Origin of the sequence: Oikeobacillus pervagus, from assembly GCF_030813365.1 — a bacterium.
Classification (GTDB): domain Bacteria; phylum Bacillota; class Bacilli; order Bacillales; family DSM-23947; genus Oikeobacillus; species Oikeobacillus pervagus.
The window spans coordinates 18,568-30,104 of the sequence record NZ_JAUSUC010000037.1 but is presented as its reverse complement, the minus strand read 5'-3'; the positions used below and the strand labels follow the sequence as shown (position 1 = coordinate 30,104).

Sequence of the window (11,537 nt, the reverse complement as noted above, 5' to 3'; positions counted from 1 at the left end):
TTCTTAATTGGTTCGCTCGACTTGCATGTATTAGGCACGCCGCCAGCGTTCGTCCTGAGCCAGGATCAAACTCTCCAAAGAATTTGATTTAGCTCATAAAAAATAACGTTGTTAAAACATTATGGTTACGCTTCGTTTTGTTCAGTTTTCAAAGATCAACCATCTTTCGACAGCGACTTTTCTATAATAACAAGTCTTCAAAGTGCTGTCAACACTTTTTTTTATTTTTTAATAAGTTGTTCCGAAAGACATTTACTAATATATCAGCTTTATTAATAATCGTCAACATATATTTTCTTTTTTTATTCAAACATTTTTCATTACCACTACAAATTATATGGAAACATCTATGTAACAACTTGCCAGCTCTTATCAGAGTCATTAAGAATATTATTCAGACTTCCTTTTTTTCACTTTATTATTCATAACATATTTCATACATTCTTGGTGAGATGCCACTCGTTTAAACAAATCGAATAAGATTTTATAGCGCTCCTTCATCGATCTCTTTATGACATGGTCAATGCGGTGATCCTCAAGATCGAATAAAATTTCATCCATTTCCCGTTTTAATAAATAATGAATTTCCTGCTTCTCTTTTTTGTTGATTAATAATCCAAGCATATAATTTCGCTCCTTCAATTTTTTGGTAATTGTAGTTTTTTCAATAATGCTTATTTTTATTACATTTATTTTTTTACGGTCATATTATCTGTTTCTATTTACATAGGATGAAGTAAAGACTTGTCTATGGAGGGTAGGAAATGAACTTTATTTATGTCTTAAATGGAAAAAAGATAAAAAATACACTACTAATTGTTTTAATTTCCTTTTTTACCGCGGTTTTATTATTCACTCAAAATATTGTCCATATTCCTGTATTCTCTGTGAAAGATGGCCCCAAAGCAATCTATAAAGGAGAAAACGGAATTGCCCTTACGTTTGACCTTGGATGGGGAGATGAAAGAGCCGAACCAATTATCGAAACACTGATTAAAAACAATATAAATAGAGCCACTTTTTTTCTATCTGGGTCTTGGGCGGAAAGGCATCCTGATTTGGTGAAGAAAATAGTGGAAAATAAATTTGAAATCGGAATACTTGGATATTCATATACAGATTATACAAGTCTTGAGAATTCAGAAATTAGAAAGGATATTCAAAAAGCTCAAGCAGTGTTTAAAAAGCTCCAGGTAAAGGATATTAAATTGCTGCGCGCGCCTACAGGTCATTTTGATAAAAGGGTCATTCAAATTGCTAACCAATATGGACTCACGATCGTCCATTGGAGTGTAAATACGAATGATTGGAAAAATCCGGGAGTGAATAAAATCATTGAAAATGGGTCTAAGGCTAGGAATGGAGATATCATCCTCCTCCATGCCTCTGATTCTGCCAAGCAAACAAAAAAGGCATTACCTGATCTCATACAACGAATAAAGGATAAAGGTGATTTTGTTACAGTGTCTGACATGATGACAAACGGAAAAGTCCACACCACTCTCGTCCCTTAATCGAAGGCGCCTTGATCATCGGTGTACGGATTTCGCAAGTTTTCGACTGAGATAAAGGTAACACAGCGAGGCACTTCACGAGCTGATGTTGACTTATCATAGGGAGAAGACGGAGAAATTTGCTAAACGATCGGCGCTTTAAGCGGGATGTGGACACATTTTTAAAGGATGATCCACAGCTCTAGATTTTATAGCAGTAGAAAATAGCGAAGCCGTTATGACTTCGCTATTTTTTTCCTTTATTCTGTTCGACAGATGATTTATTTTTTGTTTCATTTCCTACCATGTCCGTATACTTAGGTAACATTAATAACTGATATGCATTACAAGGTAATAAGGTTAGGATCATTAAATATAGCCAGCTCTTTTCATTCACTTGTAAAACAGGTAACCATTCAAGTACCGTTACGACAACCATAAAAAATAAAGCAGAAATAAACATCTGTTTATTCGTTTGTTTTGCCTTAAGATAGGCAACAATGACCCCTACTATAAGGAGTACCGCCGCTAAGCTCAAATAAGGAACAATGGATTCCCCTTTATCTGCAAAGGCTTGGAAGCGGAAGTAGACAAGGTCAAAAAGGACAACAGCAATCAACACAAATTGAATTGCGTTCCATAGAGATAGAGAGCGGAACATTTTTACCCCAAATTGGTGAATCGTTAAATAGGCAAAATACCCCATTTGACTTATGACACTAAAGGTAAAACCTATTCCTATTAACCACATTAGGACTGAAAATATTTCCTTAATCTCCATATTCGAAAAAAGTGGGGAGAATTCATTCCATCGAACGATAAAACCTACAACAGCAGAAGTCATTCCACCCACCATTAAAGTATGCCAAAAAAATTTCACCCAATTACGGATCGTCACTTTTCTAATCCCCTAACATTTTAATATGCTCTTATGATTGTACCAACCAATAATAGAAAAATCTAGGCTTATAACTGGCGAATATTTTTTCATTCCAAGCTCATATTAAAATTAAGGAAATTGATGAAAGAGGGGCTTTAATATGAGGATGATCTTTGTGCCGCTTCTATTAGTCGTTTTTTTCCTTTCTGCTTGTGCGGAAGGGGGAGAAACAGGCGGGGGACAAATGGATTACGATCAAACTAAAAAAATGATTGTTGATATATTAAAATCTGACCAAGGAAAGCAAGCCATCCAAGAAATCCTAAAAGATGAAAAAGTCAAACAAGAATTGGTGATGGACAGTGGCGTTGTCACGGAAGCGATCAAGAATTCCATGACAAATGAAAAAGGAGAAGAATTTTGGAAGAAATCTTTCAGTGACCCTAAATTTTCTGAAGCAATCGCTAAAAGCATGAAGAAAGAAAATGAACAGCTTCTTAAAGACTTAATGAAAGATCCTGAATATCAAGAAATGATGCTTAGCATTATGAATGATCCAGAATTTAAAAAGGAATTATCTAAATTAGTTAAAAGTAAAGAATATCGTGAACATCTCCAAAAAGTCATAACCGAAACCTTTGAAAGTCCTTTATATAAAGCGAAAATTCAAGATATTTTGTTAAAGGCCGCTACTGAGCAAGTCGATAAAGATAAAAAAGAACAGGGTGGCGAAGAACAAGGGGGCCAATCCGATCAACAAGGTGGTCAAGATCAACAAGGTGGCGGGGGAGGTTAAAACTTTTGTTTCGTGAACTACCCGTCAATGAATTGACTGAGCTTCTCGCTTCATCGGGCGGTCTATCGACCTGCCCTCCACGAAGGTTCATTCCGAACCTTGCAATGGTTTCAAATGAGTGGGTCTTTCCCACATGACAGGCATTATTTTACGTGGTGACTGTTCTTTCTTCACCACAACCCCATATAATGCAGTTTTCAAAGAACACTCGTTCTTGTAAGTAGTATATCATGTTTTGTCTTGCCATCCCACAAGGGGATTTCGACAAAAGCGTACTCTCATCTCTACTCTAAAGAGGTAGAGGATTCCCGTCCGCAATCCTAAACAAGCACAAAAAGGGAAGGCATCTGCCTCCCCTTTTTATTTATTTTGAAAGAATGTCTACAACTTTCTTCGCCATTTCTCCATATATTTTCCCTGTTGGGTGATCTTCTGCATAAATGGATGGAGCAAAATCCTCATCATTCCAATCCGGTTGTTGAAGTGGCAGTTTCCCAAGTAGTTCCGTTCTTAGTTCTTCAGCTAACTTTTCTCCCCCACCTTGTCCAAAGACAAATTCTTTCTCTCCTGTTAAGCGACTTTCGAAATACGACATATTTTCGATGACACCCATGATTTCATGACTCGTTTGTAAGGCCATCGCACCTGCACGCGCTGCAACAAACGCTGCTGTCGGATGAGGTGTTGTCACGATAATTTCCTTACAATGTGGAAGCATCGAATGTACATCTAAAGCGACATCTCCTGTTCCTGGAGGTAAATCAAGAAGTAAGTAATCTAAATCTCCCCACTCCACTTCAGAAAAGAAATTATTCAACATTTTTCCAAGCATCGGGCCACGCCAAATAACAGGGGCATTATCTTCTACAAAAAATCCCATAGAAATGACTTTCACACCGAAGCGATCAACCGGAAAAATCTTTTCCCCACGAACAACAGGTCTTTTCGTAATCCCCATCATATCAGGAACACTAAATCCATAGATATCGGCATCAATCAGTCCCACTTTCTTCCCTAATCTTGCTAGTGCAACAGCTAAATTCACAGAAACAGTAGATTTCCCTACGCCCCCTTTTCCACTAGCAATAGCAATAAAGGTTGTCTTACTGTTTGGTCCTAATATCCCTTCAGAAGAGTTGGAAGCATTAAGAACATCGCCATGCTTTTTCAATTCCTCTTCCGGCAGGTCAGCAAAGCGAATCCCCACAGTAGCCGCTCCTGCACCTTTTAATAAATTCACTATTTCTGTTTGCAGTTGCAATTGTTCAGCAGTACCCGTCTTTGCTAAGGCTACCTTCACACTTACATGATTTTTTTCTTCTTTCACCTTGATTTCGAGTATTCCATTGGTTTCTTCAAATGTTTTATGTAAAAATGGATCTTTTAACCCCTTTAACAAGCTTTCAACTTGTTGTTCTGTAACCATGATTAGACACCATCCTTTTGTTGTATACATTCATTCACGCCATTTTCAGTATACCATATAATATAGACGAATTAGGAGTCATAGATACCTTAATAAAAATCATTAATGAGCAGGGGAGCGCTCCAAAATTAAACCGTTTCTTCGGTAGGTTTATGGAGGTTTTTTACATCATGAGGACAAAAGCGGAAGCGCCTGTTCATCGGCGTACGGATTTCACAAGTTTAGACTGAAATAAAGGAAACGAGAGCGAGGTCCTTCACGAGCTGATATTGACTTATCGGAGGGAGAAAACGGAGAAACTCGCTAGACGATGGGCGCTGTGAACTTCCGTGGACAACATTTTTTAAAGGTTCCCCACCGTTCTATATTTTATAGTTTCCTAACGACGAAAAAGCCGTTCATTTAGTTGAATCGGCTTGATCTTCAGTAAAATACCGTAGGATCCCTTTGTAAATAGATGCTGCGACTTTTTCCTGATATTCGTCAGACTTAAGATTATTTCGCTCTTCATGATTGGATAAGAATCCTATTTCAACGAGAGCTCCTGGTTTTTTGGCATGGTTTATAAGGTAAATGCCATCAATCGCTTTCGCTAAACGATCGGTGTTTTCTAAATTATATACCAGTTCATCTTGAACAAACTTCGCTACTCTTTTATTTTCTTTATAATGAGGAGAAAAAAATGTTTGAGCACCTTTCCATTTAGTAGAAGGTATCGAATTTAAATGGATGCTTAAAAATAGATCCGCATCTGATTCATTGATCAACTTTAGTCTCTTTTTTAAATCTTCTACTTTTCTTCGACTATAACCTTTTGTTTCTGGTGACGCTAAATCTTCGTCTTTTTCACGTGTTAAAATAACCAGAGCACCTTGTCCTTGTAAGTAGTCTCGTACTTTTTTTGCCACATTTAGTGCAATATCTTTCTCCACTATGCCTTCTCTTTCAGCACCACCATCTGGCCCACCATGTCCCGGGTCAAGATAAATGATTTTTCCAGATAACGGGAGATTCCAGGATTTCCATGAATTATTATCTAAAAATTTTAATTGAAACAAAAGAAACAGCAATATACTCCCTAAAATAAACGCTGTCATTTTTATTTTCCGGTTCATCCAACTTTCCCCTTCCTTGTCCTCGCTAATAAAATATATGGGACAAGAAAGAACATTAGAACTAAGTTATTGTAATCGTAATTTACGGCGGAGTTTACCTTTTTCAAACCCTTCCTCCCACCATTGACTAACAAAATGTTCACATTTGTACAGGATGCTTTCATCATTGACTGAATTGGTGAACCCCATTCGGCTCCAATACAACCAGAAGTTATACAAAGTATCGGTTAAATGATGAATTTCATTCGAACAGCGGTCTCGAACATACACAACTTCTTCTCCATAATAGCCAAATTTACTAAAATGCCCTCCTAACAAAAAAGCCTCGATCGCTACATCAAAGCAAGCCTCATCAAATCCTTCATCCATCAACATACCGCCATTTATTTTTATATTTCCAAAGTGATCTTGCACACTTTTCTTTAATGATTTTATGGAGATTTCCTTTAATAATCTTCTTTCATTTTTGATTTGTTTTTCTCTCTGTTTCGTTTCAAAAGAAGTAATGACATTATCGATATTGCCCACCCCCCTTTCTCTGTATTTTTTGAAAAAGGGGGGAAACTATACAATAGTAGGGTTCACAATCATTGGTAATTGTAAATGGATCTTTTTCTAATTTGCCATTATGTAAAAGGGGGGAAAATCAAACGTTTGTTTACCCTTCATCTATCCGATAACAAAGACCAATCCTTTTATTAATCAAGCGTTTGTTTAATTAACTCCCGATTACGTTTTTTAAACACTTCATTGTGAGAGGAAACCATCGCGAATTGGCTCGCTTCCGGCTGAATATACTTTTTCGCTCTATTGACCGCATTCGCTGCATCTTGGAAAGCACCAGCAATTAAATGTACTTTCCCGTCATGTTTTAAAATATCTCCCGCGGCATATAGGCCTTCAATGGAGGTTTCACTAACAGAATTCCCCTTAATAAAGTATTGATCAATCATCTCAATATTCATTTCACTCTGTTCAAGCAATGTTGCATCTCGCTCATAACCATGATTAATGATCACTTCATCAACCGGTAAATAGGTAATCTCCCCTGTTTCATGATTCGTTAACTCCACCCGTTCAATGACCTCATGATTGTCACTCGCGATGAGTTTTGTGATGGTCGTCTGAAAAAAGCAATCAACAGAACTGTTCATAAGTCGTGTAACTTGGGCTTCATGACCAGCCAAGCCCTCTTTCCGATAGGTTACATACACTTTTTTGGCAATGGGCTCTAATTCATTTGCCCAGTCGATGGCCGAATTTCCTCCTCCCGAAATAATGACTGTTTTATCCTTAAATCGTTTTAAAGATTTCACGGTATAATTTAAATTCGTTACTTCAAATCGTTCAGCACCTTCTATTTGAAGCTTCTGTGGATTCAATATTCCACCACCGACAGCGATGATTACTGTTTTAGAATAATGCTTTTGTCCAGAAGCTGCTGTTAATACAAAGATCCCTTCATCATTTTTTGACATCGATTCAATCTTCTCATTCAAGATGACTTCAGGATCAAAAGTTAATCCTTGCTCCACTAGTTGATGAATTAATTTTTCACCTGGAATGGGCGTCAATGCTCCTACATCCCAAATCATTTTCTCTGGATAGACATGTATTTTCCCACCTAAATACGGTTGATATTCAATAAGCTTTGTTTTCATCTCTCTAAGACCGCTATAAAAAGCGGAGTAAAGGCCTGCTGGACCGCCTCCGATAATGGTTACATCAAATAATTCCTTCTGACCCATTTCCCCCACTCCAATTCATTATTTATTATTGATTATCATTCTCAATTAATCCTACACTTTTGTGCTGGAATTCACAATAGATATTGACAAAATAATTAGTTCGAATTATATTATTTAGAGATTGATTTTGAGAATCATTATCAATTTAATGGCAATCGGAGGTTACATAAATGATTCGGCTGTACACAGATGACTTAAGTATAGGCTATGATGATCGGCTTATCGTAAAGGATCTAAGCATAGAAATTCCTGACAGAAAAATCACAACGATTATCGGTTCAAATGGTTGTGGAAAATCGACTCTGCTCAAGGCTATGACCCGTATCATCCCTCATCGTTCTGGTTCAGTTATTTTGGATGGAGGAAATATTGCAAAAGAAAACACAAAGACCCTTGCTAAAAAGATCGCCACTCTTCCACAAACACCGGAAAGTTCAAGCGGTTTAACAGTAGGAGAACTTGTGTCTTACGGCCGTTTCCCCTACCAAAAGGGCTTCGGGCGACTCACTAAGAGGGATTATGAAGTCATTGACTGGGCACTTGAAGTAACAGGGACACAAGACTATAAGTATCGCCCTGTTGATGCCCTATCTGGTGGTCAACGTCAACGCGTTTGGATTGCAATGGCTCTTGCTCAGGAAACAGAAATGATCTTCCTTGATGAGCCCACTACTTACTTAGACATGGCCCATCAATTAGAGGTATTGGAGCTTTTGCAAAAACTAAACTCAGAACAGGGACGAACAATTATTATGGTTCTTCATGATTTAAACCAAGCTGCCCGCTTTGCCGATTATATGATCGCATTGAAGGATGGTGCGATTGTCAAAGCAGGAAATTGTGAAGAAGTCATATGTTCTGATGTCTTGAAGGAAGTGTTTTCAATCGATGCTGAAATCGGAAGAGATCCCAGAACAAACAAACCGATGTGCATCACCTACAACTTAGTAAAGGAGCCCCAAAAATGAAAAAAGTACTCATCCCTTTCTTATTATTATTTGTATTAATCGTTAGTGCATGCAGTAATGGATCCACAGAAAAGAAAGAAGCGAAAGAAAACAAAGAAGGTACCATTACATATCAATCTGAAAATGGCCCTGTAGAAGTACCAGCAAATCCGAAACGTGTCATTTCGCTTTCAGGTTTTACAGGAAATATTTTACACCTTGGAGTGAATGTCGTCGGTGTCGATGTATGGTCAAAGAATAACCCCACTTTTAAAGAAGAATTAAAAGATGTTCAAGAAGTTTCAGATGAAAACTTGGAAAAAATTATTGAACTAGAGCCTGATTTAATCATCGGATTGTCTAATATTAAAAACATCGATAAATTAAAAAAAATCGCTCCAACCGTTACATATACTTGGGGAAAAGCTGATTATTTAACTCAACATATTGAAATTGGAAAGCTTTTGAATAAAGAGAAAGAAGCGAAAGAATGGGTAAATGACTTTAAAAAACATGCTGAAGCTACCGGAGATGAAATTCGCGCAAAAATTGGCGAAGATGCAACTGTATCTGTCATCGAAAGTTTCAATAAAGATCTGTATGTTTTCGGAAATAACTGGGCCCGCGGAACCGAGATATTATACCAATCAATGAAATTGAAAATGCCTGAAAAGGTTAAGGAAGTCGCATTGAAGTCTGGCTACTACACGATTTCTGCTGAAGTTCTTCCAGAATATGCTGGGGATTATATCGTTCTTAGTAAATATTCTAATGCTGACAACTCTTTCCAAAACACAGATACGTACAAAAATATTCCTGCGGTTAAAAACAATCGAGTATTTGAATTAACTGGGAATGGAGCTTCCTTTACTGACCCAATCACATTAGAAAAGCAACTAAAATTTTTCGAGAAATCATTTCTAAATAAGTAAAATTACCTGGCTGTCCTATAAACATAGGTTTAAATTCTGACTCTACATCTGGTTAGAAGCGGAAAGAGTCATAGAAAGTCGACTCCTTACATATGACAGCCACTTTCCTATTATATAAAAGAGAAGATGAGAGAGTGATGATGAAAGAAAATCAACGTTCTATTCCGTTTATATTCAAACTAATGGTTAGTCTAGTAGTATTTGTTGGGATGTTTTTTATTTCTATGGTATTTGGAGCAGCCGATTCAACGATCAAAGATGTGTGGACCGCCCTTACTTCCAATGCTGAAACAGATACTACTTTAATGTTGCGAGAAATCCGCTTTCCAAGGGAAGTAGCAGCGGCTTTTATCGGAGCAGCGCTAGCCGTTTCAGGTGCGATTATGCAAGGAATCACAAGAAATCCACTGGCAGACCCAGGATTACTAGGGTTAACTGCTGGGGCAAATGCTGCGTTAGCCATAACGATCGCCTTCCTCCCCTCGGCCAATTATTTCATCATAACCATTGCTTGTTTTATCGGGGCAGCTATAGGTACTATTATGGTATTTGGAATTGGGGCGCTTAAAAAGGGAGGGTTTTCCCCCCTTCGAATTGTACTAGCTGGGGCAGCGGTTTCTGCCTTCCTCTATGCAGTCGCAGATGGAATCAGCATATATTTTAAAATATCCAAAAATGTCTCAATGTGGACAGCAGGTGGGATGGTCGGGACATCATGGAATCAGCTACAAGTGATTATTCCATTTATCCTTATCGGGATATTTGTTTCGTTTCTTCTCGCAAGACAACTTACCATCCTTAGTTTAAATGAAGATGTTGCCGTTGGATTAGGACAAAAGACAACTCAAATCAAAGCGATCCTTTTTATTGTCATTATTATATTAGCAGGTGCTGCTGTTTCACTTGTAGGGAATATGGCTTTCATCGGTCTAATGATCCCTCATATCGTTCGCGCCATCGTTGGAACGGATTACCGATTTATTATTCCGATGGCAACGATTATTGGAGCTACGTTCATGCTTTTCGCCGATACAATTGGACGTACGATTCATGCTCCCTTTGAAACACCTGTTGTAGCCATTGTTGCCGTTTTGGGCTTACCTTTCTTCCTTTTCATCGTGAATAAAGGAGGGAAAACATTCTCATGATTCATTCATCTATTATAAAAAAACAACGAATCCTTCTATGGAGTTTACTAGTACTTTTGATCATCACCAGTGTGATTGGAATGGGATGGGGATTTTCCTCTCTATCTTATAACCGAATCGTTCCAACCCTTTTCGGTCAAGGTACATTTAAAGAAGAATTTGTTTTATTTTCAATACGATTACCAAGAATTATCATAACCATTTTAGCCGGTATGGCCCTTGCACTATCTGGAGCTATTTTACAAGGAATTACGCGCAACGACTTAGCTGACCCTGGAATCATGGGAATCAACTCGGGTGCAGGTGTTGCTGTTACCGTTTTCTTTCTATTCTTTCCAATTGAGCCTGGGGCCTTTATTTATCTGATTCCACTTATTGCTTTTATTGGTGCCTTATTGACGGCTTTCTTAATCTATATCTGTTCTTATTCAAAAAATGCGGGATTACCTGCAGTAAAATTAGTGTTAGTTGGAGTTGGGTTTTCTATGGCACTTTCAGGGGCGATGATTGTCCTAATTTCATCCGCTGAACCGGAAAAAGTGGATTTCATAGCGAAATGGCTAGCAGGAAATATTTGGGGAGCAGATTGGCCATTTATTTGGGCCCTTCTCCCATGGTTAGTTCTTCTTATTCCGTTTACATTGTATAAAGCGAATAAATTAAACCTTCTTGCATTAAATGAGCCCGTCGCCATCGGTGTTGGAATATCAGTTGAAAGGGAACGATTCATCTTATTAATAACAGCTGTTGCCCTTGCCGCTTCTGCTGTTTCCGTTACTGGCGGAATCAGCTTTATCGGACTTATGGCTCCCCATATCGCCAAAGGATTAGTGGGGCCTAGAAACCAACTATTCATCCCAATTGCCATTTTAATTGGAGGGTTCCTATTACTGCTCGCCGATACAATTGGCCGTAACTTAGCAGATGGCAATGGAATCCCCGCAGGCATAATCGTCGCCTTCATCGGCGCACCCTATTTTGTTTATTTGTTATTAAAAAAATAGATTCGTACAGAGACGAGGGTATTCACAGAAGGAGCTTTCCTTTTGGGC

The 11,537-nt window shown here is 38.1% G+C and carries 12 protein-coding genes and 1 rRNA gene; 6 read left to right on the top strand and 7 right to left on the bottom strand.

All coding sequences use genetic code 11. The annotated features are described in order from the left end of the window. Together J2S13_RS12840 and J2S13_RS12835 are read right to left on the bottom strand one after the other, a co-directional pair. Positions 1–81, bottom strand: a 16S ribosomal RNA gene (locus J2S13_RS12840); the annotation flags it as partial. 309 nt (positions 82–390) lie between these two features. Continuing rightward, positions 391–624, bottom strand: coding sequence for a hypothetical protein (locus tag J2S13_RS12835; protein ID WP_307258168.1), 234 nt, complete (start codon positions 622–624; stop codon positions 391–393). Between the two features lie 140 nt (positions 625–764). On the opposite strand from J2S13_RS12835, the gene pdaB reads away from it, so the two are divergent. Next, positions 765–1,514 (top strand): polysaccharide deacetylase family sporulation protein PdaB, encoded by a 750-nt coding sequence (gene pdaB, locus J2S13_RS12830; protein ID WP_307258167.1) that lies wholly within the window; start codon positions 765–767, stop codon positions 1,512–1,514. Between the two features lie 226 nt (positions 1,515–1,740). Here pdaB and J2S13_RS12825 read toward each other — a convergent pair whose 3' ends face one another. Beyond that, positions 1,741–2,391 carry a KinB-signaling pathway activation protein gene (locus J2S13_RS12825; protein ID WP_307258166.1) on the bottom strand — a complete coding sequence of 217 codons (651 nt, stop codon included), beginning with the start codon at positions 2,389–2,391 and terminating at the stop codon, positions 1,741–1,743. 142 nt (positions 2,392–2,533) lie between these two features. Between J2S13_RS12825 and gerD the strand changes: the two genes are divergently transcribed. Next, the gene (gene gerD, locus J2S13_RS12820) at positions 2,534–3,169 is read left to right on the top strand and encodes a spore germination lipoprotein GerD (protein ID WP_307258165.1); all 636 of its coding nucleotides are present in this window, start codon (positions 2,534–2,536) and stop codon (positions 3,167–3,169) included. A gap of 364 nt (positions 3,170–3,533) precedes the next feature. Here gerD and salA read toward each other — a convergent pair whose 3' ends face one another. The 4 genes from salA to J2S13_RS12800 form a co-directional block, all read right to left on the bottom strand. Next, positions 3,534–4,595: an iron-sulfur carrier protein/transcriptional regulator SalA gene (gene salA, locus J2S13_RS12815; protein ID WP_307258164.1), complete on the bottom strand. Its 1,062-nt coding sequence runs from the start codon at positions 4,593–4,595 to the stop codon at positions 3,534–3,536. Positions 4,596–4,993: 398 nt separating this feature from the next. Continuing rightward, positions 4,994–5,710, bottom strand: coding sequence for an N-acetylmuramoyl-L-alanine amidase CwlD (cwlD, locus tag J2S13_RS12810; protein WP_307258163.1), 717 nt, complete (start codon positions 5,708–5,710; stop codon positions 4,994–4,996). Positions 5,711–5,776: 66 nt separating this feature from the next. Further along, positions 5,777–6,229, bottom strand: a complete 453-nt coding sequence (locus tag J2S13_RS12805) for a DUF2521 family protein (protein ID WP_307258169.1) — start codon at positions 6,227–6,229, stop codon at positions 5,777–5,779. Positions 6,230–6,408: 179 nt separating this feature from the next. Next, entirely contained in the window at positions 6,409–7,458 is a 1,050-nt protein-coding gene (locus tag J2S13_RS12800; protein WP_307258162.1) for an NAD(P)/FAD-dependent oxidoreductase, read from the bottom strand. A 170-nt stretch (positions 7,459–7,628) separates the two neighbouring features. Here J2S13_RS12800 and J2S13_RS12795 point away from each other — a divergent pair, with 170 nt between their 5' ends. The 4 genes from J2S13_RS12795 (at position 7,629) to J2S13_RS12780 (ending at position 11,489) form a co-directional block, all read left to right on the top strand. Then, positions 7,629–8,426 (top strand): ABC transporter ATP-binding protein, encoded by a 798-nt coding sequence (locus J2S13_RS12795; protein ID WP_307258160.1) that lies wholly within the window; start codon positions 7,629–7,631, stop codon positions 8,424–8,426. Continuing rightward, a complete protein-coding gene (locus tag J2S13_RS12790) occupies positions 8,423–9,337 on the top strand; it encodes an iron-hydroxamate ABC transporter substrate-binding protein (protein ID WP_307258159.1) in 915 nt (304 codons plus the stop codon). The genes J2S13_RS12795 and J2S13_RS12790 overlap by 4 nt, the downstream gene beginning before the upstream one ends. A gap of 137 nt (positions 9,338–9,474) precedes the next feature. Further along, the gene (locus J2S13_RS12785; RefSeq protein WP_307258158.1) at positions 9,475–10,485 is read left to right on the top strand and encodes a FecCD family ABC transporter permease; all 1,011 of its coding nucleotides are present in this window, start codon (positions 9,475–9,477) and stop codon (positions 10,483–10,485) included. Further along, positions 10,482–11,489, top strand: a complete 1,008-nt coding sequence (locus tag J2S13_RS12780) for a FecCD family ABC transporter permease (RefSeq protein ID WP_307258157.1) — start codon at positions 10,482–10,484, stop codon at positions 11,487–11,489. Before J2S13_RS12785 ends, J2S13_RS12780 begins: the two co-directional genes overlap by 4 nt. Positions 11,490–11,537 lie beyond the last annotated feature (48 nt).